At 27.6% G+C, this 15,287-nt stretch carries 13 protein-coding genes; 8 read left to right on the forward strand and 5 right to left on the reverse strand.

Annotation, left to right across the window (positions count from 1 at the left end):
* Positions 1-10 precede the first annotated feature (10 nt).
* Positions 11-772, reverse strand: a complete 762-nt coding sequence (locus tag BLA33_RS01620; RefSeq protein WP_029346484.1) for an MBL fold metallo-hydrolase — start codon at positions 770-772, stop codon at positions 11-13.
* 192 nt (positions 773-964) lie between these two features.
* Between BLA33_RS01620 and BLA33_RS01625 the strand changes: the two genes are divergently transcribed.
* From BLA33_RS01625 to BLA33_RS01640, 4 genes are all read left to right on the forward strand, one after another.
* Complete coding sequence (locus tag BLA33_RS01625; protein ID WP_029346485.1) at positions 965-2,257, forward strand: hypothetical protein; 1,293 nt, start codon at positions 965-967, stop codon at positions 2,255-2,257.
* Positions 2,258-2,259: 2 nt separating this feature from the next.
* Positions 2,260-2,874, forward strand: coding sequence for a glucosaminidase domain-containing protein (locus BLA33_RS01630; protein ID WP_029346486.1), 615 nt, complete (start codon positions 2,260-2,262; stop codon positions 2,872-2,874).
* Complete coding sequence (locus BLA33_RS01635) at positions 2,858-3,667, forward strand: TIGR02757 family protein (RefSeq protein WP_075226360.1); 810 nt, start codon at positions 2,858-2,860, stop codon at positions 3,665-3,667. The genes BLA33_RS01630 and BLA33_RS01635 overlap by 17 nt, the downstream gene beginning before the upstream one ends.
* A gap of 87 nt (positions 3,668-3,754) precedes the next feature.
* Positions 3,755-4,702 (forward strand): aldo/keto reductase, encoded by a 948-nt coding sequence (locus tag BLA33_RS01640; RefSeq protein ID WP_029346487.1) that lies wholly within the window; start codon positions 3,755-3,757, stop codon positions 4,700-4,702.
* Positions 4,703-4,723: 21 nt separating this feature from the next.
* On the opposite strand, the gene BLA33_RS01645 is transcribed toward BLA33_RS01640, so the two are convergent.
* Positions 4,724-5,512: a type III pantothenate kinase gene (locus BLA33_RS01645; RefSeq protein ID WP_029346488.1), complete on the reverse strand. Its 789-nt coding sequence runs from the start codon at positions 5,510-5,512 to the stop codon at positions 4,724-4,726.
* Entirely contained in the window at positions 5,505-7,322 is a 1,818-nt protein-coding gene (locus BLA33_RS01650; RefSeq protein ID WP_075226361.1) for a hypothetical protein, read from the reverse strand. Before BLA33_RS01650 ends, BLA33_RS01645 begins: the two co-directional genes overlap by 8 nt.
* A gap of 104 nt (positions 7,323-7,426) precedes the next feature.
* Between BLA33_RS01650 and BLA33_RS01655 the strand changes: the two genes are divergently transcribed.
* Positions 7,427-7,849, forward strand: coding sequence for a hypothetical protein (locus BLA33_RS01655; RefSeq protein ID WP_004791417.1), 423 nt, complete (start codon positions 7,427-7,429; stop codon positions 7,847-7,849).
* A 26-nt stretch (positions 7,850-7,875) separates the two neighbouring features.
* Here BLA33_RS01655 and BLA33_RS01660 read toward each other — a convergent pair whose 3' ends face one another.
* Both BLA33_RS01660 and nadE read right to left on the reverse strand, forming a co-directional pair.
* Complete coding sequence (locus tag BLA33_RS01660; protein ID WP_075226362.1) at positions 7,876-8,730, reverse strand: inositol monophosphatase family protein; 855 nt, start codon at positions 8,728-8,730, stop codon at positions 7,876-7,878.
* A 1,055-nt stretch (positions 8,731-9,785) separates the two neighbouring features.
* Positions 9,786-11,324, reverse strand: coding sequence for an NAD(+) synthase (nadE, locus tag BLA33_RS01670; protein WP_075226363.1), 1,539 nt, complete (start codon positions 11,322-11,324; stop codon positions 9,786-9,788).
* 374 nt (positions 11,325-11,698) lie between these two features.
* Between nadE and grpE the strand changes: the two genes are divergently transcribed.
* Genes grpE through dnaJ form a run of 3 tightly spaced genes read left to right on the forward strand, consistent with a single transcriptional unit; the run spans position 11,699 to position 15,287 of the window.
* Positions 11,699-12,262, forward strand: a complete 564-nt coding sequence (grpE, locus tag BLA33_RS01675; RefSeq protein WP_004792613.1) for a nucleotide exchange factor GrpE — start codon at positions 11,699-11,701, stop codon at positions 12,260-12,262.
* 23 nt (positions 12,263-12,285) lie between these two features.
* Positions 12,286-14,193 (forward strand): molecular chaperone DnaK, encoded by a 1,908-nt coding sequence (gene dnaK, locus BLA33_RS01680; RefSeq protein ID WP_029346489.1) that lies wholly within the window; start codon positions 12,286-12,288, stop codon positions 14,191-14,193.
* Positions 14,193-15,287, forward strand: coding sequence for a molecular chaperone DnaJ (gene dnaJ, locus BLA33_RS01685; RefSeq protein ID WP_029346490.1), 1,095 nt, complete (start codon positions 14,193-14,195; stop codon positions 15,285-15,287). The genes dnaK and dnaJ overlap by 1 nt, the downstream gene beginning before the upstream one ends.

Genomic DNA, 15,287 nt, shown 5'->3' on the forward strand with positions numbered 1-15,287 from the left:
AAAATTTAAATCAAAAATAAATCTTTAATCCATCATAAGCTAAATAGATATTGTCTTTTTCTAAATAATCAAATTCTTCATGCATTATATCGTGTGCAATATGTGTAAAGTAAGAAATTTTAGGATTGATTTTTTTTACCTCGCAAATAGCCTCTGAAAAATTTAGATGAGCGGGATGAGGCTTAATCCTTATAGCATCTATTATAAGTAGATCTAAATTTTTTAAATAATTATAGGACTCTTCCGGAATAGATTTAACATCGGTAAGATACGCTAAATTGCCTATTCTATAACCCAAACTAATTATCTCTCCATGAATCAAAGGAATTGGCACTATCTTTAGATCTTTAAAAAAAATGGGTTCAAAATCTCTAATCACATTAGGAATAATGTTTGCCTTTCCACTTAAAGAAGGTTTAGATGAAAAATTATGCGAAAAAGCATTCATTATGTGAACCATAGTGGTATCTCTAGCATAAATGTTTAAAGGAGCCTCTCGTGTATAAAACTTAATATCATCAAAACCCATAATATGATCATAATGTTCATGAGTATAAAGCACTAAATCAAGATTATCTATATTCTCTCTTAAAAGTTGTTGCCTAATATCAGGACCTGTATCAATCAATAATTTGATGCCAGAAGATAACTTAAGAAAAAAAGAGCTTCTTAACCTTTTATTTTTGCTAAAACTTGAAGTACAGACTCTACAGCTACAATTTAACATAGGAACACCACTTGAAGCACCTGTTCCCAAAAAGGTTCCAACCATATGTTACTACCTTTCGCCTGTAAACATAATCTATTTTAACACAACATTTTATATTAAACAAAAAATAAACTCTCTTAACAAAAGATCCCCTTAAATCTAAAATTAAATTAACGCTATTTAATAAGCAATTCTGTAAACTATTTTGGAAAAAACGCTTTTATGCTTATAATTATTTAAGGAAAAGTTATTTTTATGGATACGCAAATTTATGAACTCATTTTCTTAACCAGCTTTAGTATATTTTTAATAGTAAATTTATTTAACTTTAAAAAAGAATTTACTTATGAAGACTACTTCATAATATTCCCAGGTGCGTTTTTTGTAATAACTTTATACTTTACAGAAATCAGCCCATTAATGTTATATATTGGCAGTATATTCTTAATCTTTATGATACTAATCTTCTTTAAAAACATAAAAACAATAGTAAATAAAAGAAGAAGAAGTACTAACAGGCCTATAAAACAATCAAAAGGAATATTTCTTTCAATTTTGCTAAAAACAATACTTGTAATGCCTGCTATTTTAACAGTTATTATTGCAACCATTTTTTCATATTTAGCACTTTTTATAAATTATCCCAAAGATGAAAACGGTAGCTATCAAATTGGATTCATAAGAATTAAAGATCACAAAAATGATTTGAACTTGTCGATTTGGTATCCTGTAAGCTCAACATTGGGCCTAAAAAAACAAAATCCATTTCTTTTATATGAATTTAATCCTTTTTTCATAAACGAAATGAATTATTTATCCAAGCAGAATAATACATATAAACAAGCCTTTATTAGCAATAACCAAAAAATATATGATTCTATTTTACTTATACTTCCTTATTATTCTCACGATTCAATGTTCAAATCCCTAATCAGCAAGCTTGTTAAGAAGGGAAAAATTGTTTATTTATATTCACCAAAATATAAGCATATGAAAAGATACGATTTTATTAAAAATAGCCATAAAAGTATATTTAGCTATGTAATTAATAAAAGCATTGGCTATTTAATTGAGCCTGCCAATATCCTTAATGAAAAAGCTGATATTGCATCTACTGAAAATGATATTCAAAACATTATTGAACTAGTAAAATCAAGCCAAAATTTAAAATTTTTAAATTCAAAAATGAACCTGAATAAACTAACGTTAATTACACTGGGAAATCAAGCAAATATTGCTAATTTTATCCTTGCAAAAAACACAAATATAACAAAATATATCAATATAGGAGGCAAACCACAAACAATAAGAAATTTAAAAAACTTGCAACTAATTCTAAAAGAAAATGAAAAGGAACTCCATACAAAAGTTACTAATATAAATTCTATAAAACTAATAGACATAAATAATATTGCAGAAATTTCTGATCTTATTTTTAGTCGAAACTATTTAAAAAGTTTTAATTTTTTAAAAAACAAAAAATCAATGCTATCAAGATTTGATTCTATAGTTACTGAAATTAATAAATTTATTGAAGAGGAAAAATAACAATGATAAAAAAATTCTTGCTATTTGCAATGATAAACATCTTTCTAATAAATAAAGCTTATAGTAATGAAGAGGTAATCGAAATAAGTACTGAAATACAAAAAGAAAAATATATTCCCTTTTTAATAAGTAGAGGAAAAACCCAACTGGAAGACCTTGTAAAATATACTCTAGAAATAAATCCAGACCTTGACAAAAACTATGTAAATACTATTGCTAAAACCTACATAGAAGAATCTTTAATTGAAGGCATTAATTACGATATTGCCTATGCTCAAATGCTACTAGAAACAGGCGTTCTAAAATTTAATGGGATAGTATCAAAGGAACAACACAATTTTTCAGGAATAGGCGCTACTAATAATCTTACAAAGGGAAATTCTTTTCCCAGTATTACAGAAGGAATTAAAGCTCATATTCAACATTTAAAAGCTTATGCATCAAAACAAAATATCAACTCAAATGTGGTTGATCCTAGATTTTACCTTGTTGAAAGAGGATCTGCTCCAACAATATATGATTTAACTGGGAAATGGGCAAAAGATAAACTTTATGATAAAAAGCTTAAAAAAATATTATTAGAACTATTAGAATATAATAATGCAAATAAAAGCTAAAAACTCGCTATATGATTTTCTAGAAGAGATATATTCAAAATATAATAAAAAAAAATTTATACATCCTGATCCTTTAGAATTTTTATATAGATATAAAGAAAAAGAAGACATTGAACTTGTAGGCCTAATTAGTTCTTCATTGTCACTTGGAAGAGTAGAAAAAATTTTAGAAGCAATAGAGAGAATACTCAAGCCACTTGGCAAATCCCCTTCTGAGAAGCTTAAGCTAGTAAATGAAAAAGACTTAAAAGAAATGTTTAAAGGCTTTGTTTATAGATTCTTTAAAGAAGAAGACATTGTAAGACTACTATATACCCTTAAGATAATAAAAGAACAGTATCATACACTTGAAAATCTTCTTTACAGTATTTATCAAAAAAACCAAAATTTTATACTTAGTATAGATGAATTAATAAAGCATATGGAAAAAATAAATGGAAGAGAATTTGGAATGCTGCTTCCAAAGCCTTCAAAGGGAAGCTCTTGTAAAAGACTTTTTTTATTTTTAAGATGGATGATACGCAAAGATGACATCGATTTAGGTATTTGGGAAAAATTCAATCCTAACAAGCTTATAATACCAATGGATACTCATATGACAAATATTGCCTCAAAGCTATTTAAAATAAAAGAAATAAAAAACGCAAATCTTAAAAAAGCAATAAAAATTACAAGATATTTTGCAAAAGAAAATAGAGAAGATCCTGTAAAATACGATTTTTCTTTAACCCGATTTGGAATAAATAGAGATTTTAATAAAGAAAAATTATTAAATAATATTGACAAACTATAAAGTTTTAGTTAAAAACCTTTAAAATAAGAAATACTTAAATCATTAAAACAAAAGCACTAATTTATAATAAAATAAAAAGGAAAATCTATGAATAATCTTAAAGAAAAAATAAATACTTATAGCAAACTAATTTTGGGGTCTTGGCAATTTGGAGGGGGATATTTTAAACAGGTTGAAAAAGAAACTGCCAAAAAAATATTGAAAAAAGCATATAATCACGGGATTAGAAATATTGACACTGCAAAAGCTTATGGAAATGGAATTTCAGAAAAAATAATTGGTGAAATAATATTAAAGGACCCAACAATAAGAGAAAATATTTTAATTGCAAGTAAATGCTACCCAATGGAAATTTCAGAATTTACAAACAACTTTAATGAAAGCCTTAAAAATTTAAAAACCGATTATATAGATATTTACTATATACACTGGCCTAAAAACGATTTTGATCTAAGACCAATCGCCTCATTTCTTGAAGAAATGAGGGCAAAAGAAAAAATAAAATATGTGGGTGTAAGTAATTTTGAAATATCACACATGGAAAGCATAAAAAACGTTTGCAAAATTGACGTCAACCAAATAGGATACAACCCCTTATTTAGAAATAAAGAAAAAGATGTAATTCCTTACTGCGAAGACAACAATATTGCAACCATATCATACTCAACAATTGCTCAAGGACTTTTATCTAAAGCTAATATAAAAGACAAAAGCAAATTTAATGATATTATAACGGGGAAATTGATACTTTTTAAAAAAGAAATTTGGCCTCATACTTTAAAAACCATAAATAAACTTGCAGAGATAGCAAAGAGAAACAATTTAACAATTTTAGAATTAACATATTCATGGCTTAAAAAAACAAAATTAAGTGGATTTATAGTGGGTTTCAGCAAGGAAAGTTATGTAGAATCAAACTTGAATTCATTTAAAGCGGAAATTAATGACGAAGTATACAAAGAGATTACATCAATCTTAGATAATTTTAATCACCAAACAAAAAATTTCCCAAATTTATTTAACAAAAAAATTTAAGACTTCATAAAAATAAATATTTCAATTAACAAACTTAACGACAATAGAATTTCCTAAAATTCTAATACCTTCTACAGTTAAATGAATATTAAAAATAAATTCTACCTCAATTAATGGTAAAAGTAGATTCGCATTACCCCCAGTAATTATCAAATTGAATTCTTTTTTATACATCTTTTTAATATCATGATAAACACCTTCTATTAAATACTTATATTGATAAAATAAACCGCTGTTTACACTCCCAGATGTAGTTCTCTCTAAAAGATTGGTTGGGGTACTAATGGGGAATTTCTTAAGAAGATAAGCACTATCTAATAAAGAATTAAAATTTATCAAAGGACCAGAATTAATAAGACCGCCAAGTATTCCATCCTGCCTACTAACAGCAAAAATAGTACATGCTGTCCCAAGGTCTGCTACCAAAACATTTTCTAATGAATAATTTTCAATGGCCGCAACAAGATTAGCAAAAACATCTGATCCTAGCAAAAATTTACCACTTCTGTAAGGATTAAATGTTAAATTATAATTTAAATCAAAACTAATAAACAAAGGCTTTATCTTAAAAAAAGAAAAAATGATATTTTCAAATATTCCGTTAAGAACAGGAACAACGCTACTTATAAAAACTTGATTTACATTAAAGTCAAAATTTTCTTTAAAAAAACTATAGACCTCATCATAACTTAACATAAGATTTGTTTTCATTTTAATAAATAAATTGACTTTATTGTCTTCAAATAATGCACAAGCAATACTAGTATTTCCAATATCAATTATCAATTCTGATAATAAGGGCTTATTCATAAATGTTTATTTTTTTTGGAATTTTGTCAAATCTTAATAAAAGATTAAGGGGCTTCTTTTTCTTAGGCGTTGCTTTAATAACTAAAATTTTATTCGAAGGATAATACTTCCAACCATCAGAATATATATAAAACTTATAATCTGTAAACCAATCAATTTCTCTAAATCTAACTAAAGTTGGATTTAAAATATTTCCAAAATATATATAGCTTGAATAATTAATTTCTTGATCAAAATTAATTATAACCTTGGTATCAGTAATGTCGCAATTTAAAATCCTAGAAGCAGCATATATCCACCTGATAGACCCATTGCTAGGAATGAAAATAAATTGGGGCATGTATTGATTATCAATAATATCAGAATAATAGCTTTCATAAGGAATTCCTTTAACATAATCATTCATTAAAGAATGATAAATCACATTAAATGAAAGCTTTAATATTAAATTATCTTTCAAATAAGATGCTATTCTTTTAAGAACTCCGGAAATCTTTACTGCATACTCAACAACATCAGATGAATTCATGTTATCATTATTTAAAATATACACTTTTCCTTCATCTGTAACGCCAAATAAAGTGAATACAAATCTATAAAGCTCCTTTTTAAAATCTAAATAAACAGAATCATCATTACTAATCTTAAGAAAAGTAAAATAATTAGATAGAATGTTATAGGTTTGAATAAAATCAAAATTAGAACTTAATATTTTTTTAGGATCTTTGAGAAGATTTAAAGCATCATTCAATTTAGAACCGTTTTCTGATAAAAAAATTTTTTCCAAAAGACGAGGATCCTCTTTTAAATAAACCATAAGTCTGTCTTTCTCAAGAGAGTCAATAAAAGTTTTATTTCTTGATAAATAAGAAATAAATTTATCGATTTGATCTGAATTAGCATAATAATTTAAACTTAAATAAGTAAGTTTATGTTCATTTTTAACCAACAAAGAATTTAATTTTAAAAATATTGATTCGTGATCTCCTCTAATTAAAGATTCTGCTAAAAAACAAACCATTAGATTTTCATCAAAGCCATAATCACCGTATTTAAGCCATCCTCCCCTTGAAACATTAAAATTAGCAGGATTGTTCCAAAAATCATAAGCACTTTGTCTAAAATTATTTAAAGTATCATTAAAAATTTTATTATCCACCTCTTTAATTTTTGAATGAACAGTAGAATGGTCTAATATATTGCTTTTATTGCTCTCTATAATTAAATTTGAAATATTTTTCTTTGGTGAATCGATATAAATAGCACTGCCAATTCTAAATGTTGCTTGAGGAGAAATTAAAATATCTTTTTCTCTTAGTTTTACATTTTCTCCTAAAAAGACTCTATATTCTAAATTCTCTCCTTGTCTTATTGAAATAGTAGGCTTATCTAATAAAACTTCATAATGATTTTCAACTTCATAGCTTAACAAAAAGCTCTTAGAGAGATTTGACTCAATACTAAAATTATTTTCTAAATCAAGCAAAAATCCTAGAAAAATATTATTCTCAAAATAAACATAAATGCCCATGTCTTGCACTTTATAAGAGATGGGTAAAAGATTTAACCCTGTTTCCAAAACAATAAGTGGATTAAGTTTGGACAAAAGTATCCTAAGTCCCCTAACATTAACAACAATATCATTTAAAATATATTCACTATTTTCAACCGTATTGTTTACTTCTAATTTTATATCTTTTAGAAAAAATATATTTAAGTTTAAATTCCTAAATTGTAAAAAAATAACAACAAATAATATTAGAAGACCAAGCAATAAATTAAAAACGCCTGCCCTTAAAAACCCCTTCATATGATGATTCTAATAATAAAAAATTAAAATATCAATATTGATTGCATAAAAACAAAAAAAATAATAGAATATATGGGTTGGCTAGCTGAATAGGAGCAAAATGTATGAAAATTCCTAAAAATTATATTCCAGGAACAAATCCTTACAAGTCTCTACCTAAAAAACCTATTATTGAAAACAAGAAAAAAATTACTAAAAAACAAGAACAAATTAATTCAGAAATTATGAAATCGCAAGAGCGTATTTTGAAATTATATATGAGACGTCTGCAAAAAAAAGATCAAATAACTCTTCAAAACTTTATTCTAGAAGGACATAGGGTTGGTTCAAAAATTTTCAACAATTTGCCAAAAACACTAAAAGAAATAATAGCTTTAATGAATATCGAATCGTTAAAAGTGCTAAAAAAAAATACAAAAAATCCAATTAAAATGCTTTACATAAAATTTTCAAGCTGGACCTTGAACAAGCTAATCAAAACACTCGACATTGAATCTAATAAAAATAAAACTGTAAAAAATAAATAACAATTTTCAAATTCTTTTTAAATATCTTACTTATTAAATTTTTTATTCGCGACTTTTCTTACAATGTCTATTGTTGATTTATTATCAGAATAAATAAAAAAATCTTTCAAGGACCATCTTTTACGATTATTAGGCTCTAAAATGTACATTGAATCTAAAATGTCTAATGTCATTTTATTGCCACAATAAAATTCGCCAACCATGCCTAATTTATTCCCAATAGCTAAACACGCTGCAATATCCCAAAGTCCTACAAAAGAAAAATAAGCCTTATAAGAACCTGTAAAAAGTTTGGCAAAAGAATAAACACAAGAACCATTAATATGAATATGAGAAGAAGTATTAAGATTAAATGACCTTATAATAGACTTTGAAACTGCAAGCAAACTGTGGCTATTATAACATTTAGAATTAGCAAAAATAAACTTATTAAAATCTTTTCTTAAAGGATAGGTACCAACGTTTTTTTTAGCATAAAATACACTGTCTTTAAAAGTAATAAAAAACTCTCCGCTTAAAGGAAGAGAAATAGCGCCTTCAGTAATTTTACCACCACTGGCACACGCTAGTGATATTCCATATGAAGGAAGGCCTGCTGCAAAAGAAGAAGTTCCATCAATCGGATCAATAATAAAAGTATTCTCTGCCATTAAAGCATCTTTAATATACTCTTCTCCATAAGTAAATATGGTCTCTTCCCCAATAAAAAAATTACCAGGCTTTTTGATTTCTCTGAATAAGAATTGCTCAATCTGCTTATCAACCTGAGTTACAATAGACCCATCAGATTTAAAATACAAACTTAATTTAGCAGAACCACTTAATGCAAGCCTAGTTGACTCATTTAGCAAAAATATAATTTTTTCAAAATCCCAATCCATTTTTATCTCGATTCTTTTATTAATAATAAATTCTAAAATTATTTATAAAAACATTATACTTTAACAAAGTTAACCTTTTTTCATAAAGCACTACTAAAACAAAATGCTTTAAATTATACTAGCTTTTACTAAAGCTAGTATAATTTAAAGCATAAATATCCATATTAACATTTTTTTATTTTTAATCTCATAGACTCCATTAAATAGCAAAAGCTGAGAAAATTTATCAAACACAAACTCCCCCCTATAGATATATTAGTAACTGTAATAATAGTGATACACTAAACAAGAAAAAACAGATCCTATAACATAACTAGACATGTCTATTAAATAGATTTTAATTAATTATTATTTATAAATAATAATTAATTAAAAAATCCTCATATAATTTATTTAAGGGTATAAAAATTTAATTTAAACTTTAAAAAAGCTGTTTTTCAATTTTTTAGCAAGTAAACCTTTAATATAATGTTAACCACCTTTAATTATATTACTCTTAAAGTACTTTCCATTCTCAAATAATAGCCTTAAATACTTTTGTTATTAATCTTTAACTCGCTTCTTTTCAATAAAATTTTTAATTTTAGCATCCAATATTGTAAAATCCAGACTCTTTAAAAATAATCAAACTTTTCTCTAAAGAACACCTTAATAATATTATTGTCGCATATTTTTAATAAAACAATAATGAGTATCTTTTCTAAAAGACTGTTCCTTTAAAAAATTTGAGCAGATTTAAAGCTAAATTAATTTTACTTTTAAAAACTCAATCAAAAACAATTAGATCATAAAAGACATTTTAAAGGCCTTTTTAAAAAATCTAAAAATATTTGAAATATTCATGCTATATCTTTTAAAAATTAAATACTCTGTAATTTTTTGCTATAAATAACATTATGATATAGGATTGAAATCCTATTACTTTTTAAATTGTAAATTTTTTTATTCCCAAATACATTAAATAATATTAAATCTCCAATTTTCCCCATAAAAAATATTGTCAATAAAATTTTAAAAAAAGGAAAAGAATTTAAAAAACTAAGCTTTACATAATTTCAAACCATATTATTTAAAATAGGAATTGAAAGTTCAAACCCAAAGGTTTTTTTAGAAACTTTAACTATAGGAGCCCCTTGTCTTCTTTTGTATTCATTTTTAAAATATAGAGTTAAAACTTTATCTACTACACCTTTTTCAAAATGAAGATAAATTGAATCTACAGATTCATTTTCAATCAAATATCTATTTAAAATAACATCAAGAACTTCATATTTTGGAAGATAATCGCTATCTTTTTGGTCAAACCTCAACTCAGCTGAAGGCTCCTTTAAAATAATATTAACAGGAATAATACATTCGTCAAACTTTGCATTAATATACTTTACAAGATCATAAACCTCAGTCTTAAAAAGATCTCCAATCAAAGCAAGTCCCCCACAGGTATCCCCATAAAGGGTACAATAACCAACTGCAATCTCGCTTTTATTGCCAGTATTTAAAAGTAAAGAATTTTGAGAATTACTATAAGACATTAATAAAAGTCCCCTTAACCGCGCTTGTAAATTCTCTCCAGTAACGCCTTTAACATCAAAATGCCCTTCAAGAAATCTACTGCTTACCTCAAACAAGTCTTTTATTGGCATTTCAATCAATTTAAAACCTAATTTTCTAGAAAGCTCTTTAGCATCAGAAATAGAACCTTTTGATGAAAATTTACTAGGCATAGAAATTCCAACAACATTCTCAGCGCCCAAAGCAAAACATGCAAGACACGCAACAAGGGCAGAATCAATACCTCCAGATATCCCCAAATGCACTTTAGAAAATCCTGAAAAACAAACATATTCTCTTAAAACAAGAGATATTGCTAAAATAATTTTTTCAAAAAAATCATCACATGTATCAAATTTCAAATCTTGAAACGCATCATTAGATATAAAATCAAATTCAAATCCTTTGGCTTGTTTTATCTTCCCAAAACTATTAATAAAAAAGCTACACCCATCATAAACTGCAGAATCTTCAGCCCCATAAAAATTTGAATAAACAACATCTAGATTGTTCTCAACAGCAACTCTTTCAAAGAATTTTAACCTAAGATTATTCTTTTCCTTAGTGAAATAAGATTTAGATGGTACTATTAAGTACTGAGCTTTTTTTAAATTCTCACCAAATTTGGAACTTAATTCATTAAACAATGAAGCATCCTCAAAATTTAATACCGCAAATACATTGTCCTTATAACTAAAAAAACCAGGCAAGTTGCATTGTGATACAGTTAGAATAACTTTATGATTACTGATTGCAGAAACAATATCTACAAATTTGCCACCCTTATAAACACTATAACCAAAAACAACCAAAATTCTATCATCAACCTGTTCTCTTATAAACTCAATGCATTTACATATATTTTGAGAATATTTAGAACGCTCAAAAAACTCACTATGCTTAGTCTTGTCTAAAAAGATAGAAGGAAAAACTAAAACTTCTGATCCCCTTAGCAAGGCTTCCTCATAATTAATTTTAAAATCAGCAATACATTTATTAAAATCTAAAACTTTATATTTAGTTTGAGCAATGCTTATTTTCATAGGTAAATAATAAGCAATAATACATTAAATTACAACAAAATTTTAACAGCTTCGCAAAGCCAATACTCATCCATATTTTAATACCTCTAAAATTAAGGTTATCTATAAACACGCTAAAAACAAACAAAATCAAAAAATGATATCAAAAATATTCTGAGAAATAAAAAATTAAAATTTTTTATTTTGACAAAAAAATACACACCAAAATTTTGTTAAATAACAATATGTATCAATACAACACTATTATTGAAAGCTTAAGAAAGATATATATCTTGCGAATGATCAAAATGAATCATTTTTAGTAAATTTTGAGAAAGAAAAAAATTTGTAAAATATTTTTTTTAAAGATAAAATGCTTTATCAAAGGAGGAAAAATGGAAAAAAAAGAAACTAAAAACGATGCCGAAAAAAACAACAAACAAGATAACAAAAATACAAAATCTCAAAAAAAAGAAAACTTAAATTTGGTAAATTCTGATAAAAAAATTACTGAGCTTGAAAATGAAATCTCCAATCTTAAAGATTTGTATTTAAGAAAACAAGCAGAATTTGAAAACTTCAGAAAAAGATTAGAAAAAGAAAAAGACAATTTTGTTAAATTTGCAAATGAAACCATAATGAAAGATGTCGTTAATTTTCTTGATAACCTAGAACGAGCTATTAACTCTTCAAGAAAATCTAAAGATTTTGACAACCTATTAACAGGAATAAGCATGATTGAAAATGAAATACTATCAATCTTTGATAAAAAATATAATTTAAAAAAATTTGGAGAAAATGGCGAAAATTTTGATCCAAGTCGTCATGAAGCAATAAGCATTGAAGAGAAAGAAGATCTTAAAAATCCAGAAATAGTAGAAGTATACCAAAAAGGATATTGCTACAACGACAGAATATTAAGAACAGCAAAAGTTAAAGTTGCTCAAAGTAAAAATTAATTATAAAAAAGGAGGCTTATAATATGGGCAAAATAATAGGTATTGACCTAGGAACAACAAACTCATGCGTAGCTATAATGGAGCATGGAAAACCAGTTGTAATACAAAATTCAGAGGGTGGAAGAACTACTCCATCTATTGTTGCTTACACAAACAAAGGCGAAAGGCTTGTGGGGCAAGTCGCAAAAAACCAAATGGTTACAAACCCTGAAAACACAATTTATTCTATTAAAAGATTCATGGGAAGAAGATTTGAAGAGGTTGCAAGCGAAATAAAAATGGTTCCTTATAAAATAGAAAAGGGACTAAATGGCGATGCAAGAGTAAACATTTCCAATATAAAAAAGCAAATGTCACCGCCTGAAATCTCAGCAGCAACCCTTACAAAAATGAAAGAAACAGCAGAAGCTTACTTGGGTGAAAAAGTTACAGAAGCTGTCATTACAGTTCCTGCATATTTTAACGATGCTCAAAGACAAGCTACAAAAGATGCTGGTAAGATAGCCGGCCTTGAAGTAAAAAGAATTGTTAACGAACCAACTGCCGCTGCTCTTGCTTATGGAATTGAAAAAAAACATGAAGAGATTGTTGCTGTTTACGATCTTGGCGGAGGAACATTTGATATTTCAATATTGGAGCTTGGAGATGGCGTTTTTGAAGTTAAGTCAACTAATGGAGACACACATCTTGGGGGGGACAATTTTGACGATGAGATAATAAAGCATTTAATTTCAGAATTTAAAAAAGAAAGCGCTATTGATTTGTCAAACGACAAAATGGCTCTTCAAAGACTCAAAGAAGCAGCTGAAAAAGCTAAAATAGAACTTTCAGGCGCTCAAGAAGCTTCAATAAATCTTCCATTTATTACAGCAGATGCAAACGGCCCAAAACACTTACAATATACTCTAACAAGAGCAAAATTCGAACAAATGGTAGACCACTTAGTTCAAAAAACAAAAGAACCATGCCTTAAGGCTATTAAAGATGCTGGGCTTAAAGCCTCTGACATTAACGAAGTAATACTTGTGGGCGGATCAACAAGAATTCCTGCTATTCAAAAAATTGTAAAAGATATATTTGGACAAGATCCCAACAAAGGAGTAAATCCAGATGAAGCCGTAGCAATTGGAGCTGCTATTCAAGGTGGTATTTTAACCGGAGAAACTAAAGACATGGTACTCCTTGACGTTACTCCACTCTCACTAGGAATAGAAACTCTAGGTGGTGTAATGACTAAACTTATTGAACGAAACACTACAATTCCTACAAAAAAAAGTCAAGTATTCTCAACAGCTGCTGATAATCAAACCTCTGTTGATATTAAAGTCCTTCAAGGTGAACGTGAAATGGCAGCACAAAATAGAATACTTGGTAACTTTATACTTGATGGAATACCAGCAGCACCAAGAGGAGTACCTCAAATTGAAGTAAGCTTTGACATTGACGCTAATGGAATAGTTCACGTATCTGCAAAAGATATGGGAACAGGCAAAGAACAGAAAATTAGAATTGAATCATCATCAGGGCTCTCTGAATCAGAAATAGATCGCATGGTAAAAGATGCAGAAGCTCATGCGGAAGAAGATAAAAAATTAAAAGAAAATATTGAGACAAAAAATACAGCTAATTCTTTAATTTATCAAACAGAAAAATCATTAAAAGAATATTCTGAAAAAATTTCAAGCGAAGACAAAGAAGCTATTGAAAATAAAATAAAAGAATTAAAAGAAGGTCTTGATAAAGAAGACATTTCACTTATAAAATCTAGAACAGAAGAACTTCAAAAAGCTTCTTACAAGATAGCTGAGATGATGTATAAAGATTCTTCCCAGCAAAATGCAAGCAGCCAACAAGAAAATGGTACCCAAAGCAATACAAGCGAAGAAGGGAAAGAGGCTGATTACGAAGTTGTTGACGAGGATAAAAAATAGTGAAAAAAGATTATTATGAAATTTTGGGGCTCTCAAAAGGAGCCTCAAAAGATGAAATAAAAAAAGCTTATAGAAAAATAGCAATTAAATATCACCCCGACAGAAATCAAGGAAATGAAGAGGCCGCTTCTATCTTTAAAGAAGCTACTCAGGCTTACGAAGTTTTAATAGACGACAATAAAAGAGCCAAATATGACAGATTTGGACATTCGGCTTTTGAAGGAGGGGGCTTTGAGGGATTTTCAGGCGGATTTAGTGGATTTTCAGACATCTTCGAAGATTTTGGCGATATTTTTGATTCATTTTTCACTGGGAACAAAGGACAAGAAAGAAATAAAAAACATGCAAAAGGTGAAGACGTAGGATACAATATAGAAATATCCCTTGAAAATGCATACTTTGGTTACAAAAATAATATAAACATAACAAGACAAATACTCTGCCATTCTTGTCTTGGGAAAAAATCCGAAAAAGGGACAAGTCCTTCAATATGTAACATGTGTAACGGCAGCGGCAGAGTAGTACAAGGCGGAGGATTTTTCAGAGTTACAACAACATGTTCCAAATGCTACGGTGAGGGTAAAATAATATCAAACCCTTGTAAATCTTGTAAGGGAAAAGGACGCATTACAAGTCAAGAAACTATTCAATTAAACATTCCTTCAGGCATTGATAATAACCAACAAATAAAAATGAAAGGGAAAGGAAATGTTAATCCAGACAACCAAGAATATGGTGATCTTTATGTAAAAATATTAATAAGATCTCATAAAATATTTAAAAGAAATGGCAAAGATCTCTACGCAATTCTTCCAATAAGCTTTACTCAAGCAGCCCTGGGAAAAGAAGTAAGAATAAAAACAATAGCTTCAAAAGAGATTAAAATACAAATTCCAAAAGGAATAGAAAATGAAGAACAAATTTTAGTTAAAAGCGCAGGAATGCCAATTCTTCAAACCGAAAAGTTTGGAAACTTAATATTAATCACTAAAATAAAAACACCTAAAAATTTAAATTCTAATGCTATCAAACTTTTTGAAAACTTAAGTAAAGAATTAAGAGATGGTGATGAAATAGATTTACTCAAAGTATAA

It is taken from the genome of Borreliella garinii (genome assembly GCF_001922545.1).
Lineage (GTDB): Bacteria > Spirochaetota > Spirochaetia > Borreliales > Borreliaceae > Borreliella > Borreliella garinii.

Bases quoted from the DNA above. Each gene is read 5' to 3' on its own strand.
- BLA33_RS01620 (WP_029346484.1), bottom strand. From the start codon at position 772: ATGGTTGGAACCTTTTTGGGAACAGGTGCTTCAAGTGGTGTTCCTATG.
- BLA33_RS01625 (WP_029346485.1), top strand. From the start codon at position 965: ATGGATACGCAAATTTATGAACTCATTTTCTTAACCAGCTTTAGTATA.
- BLA33_RS01630 (WP_029346486.1), top strand. From the start codon at position 2,260: ATGATAAAAAAATTCTTGCTATTTGCAATGATAAACATCTTTCTAATA.
- BLA33_RS01635 (WP_075226360.1), top strand. From the start codon at position 2,858: ATGCAAATAAAAGCTAAAAACTCGCTATATGATTTTCTAGAAGAGATA.
- BLA33_RS01640 (WP_029346487.1), top strand. From the start codon at position 3,755: ATGAATAATCTTAAAGAAAAAATAAATACTTATAGCAAACTAATTTTG.
- BLA33_RS01645 (WP_029346488.1), bottom strand. From the start codon at position 5,512: ATGAATAAGCCCTTATTATCAGAATTGATAATTGATATTGGAAATACT.
- BLA33_RS01650 (WP_075226361.1), bottom strand. From the start codon at position 7,322: ATGAAGGGGTTTTTAAGGGCAGGCGTTTTTAATTTATTGCTTGGTCTT.
- BLA33_RS01655 (WP_004791417.1), top strand. From the start codon at position 7,427: ATGAAAATTCCTAAAAATTATATTCCAGGAACAAATCCTTACAAGTCT.
- BLA33_RS01660 (WP_075226362.1), bottom strand. From the start codon at position 8,730: ATGGATTGGGATTTTGAAAAAATTATATTTTTGCTAAATGAGTCAACT.
- nadE (WP_075226363.1), bottom strand. From the start codon at position 11,324: ATGAAAATAAGCATTGCTCAAACTAAATATAAAGTTTTAGATTTTAAT.
- grpE (WP_004792613.1), top strand. From the start codon at position 11,699: ATGGAAAAAAAAGAAACTAAAAACGATGCCGAAAAAAACAACAAACAA.
- dnaK (WP_029346489.1), top strand. From the start codon at position 12,286: ATGGGCAAAATAATAGGTATTGACCTAGGAACAACAAACTCATGCGTA.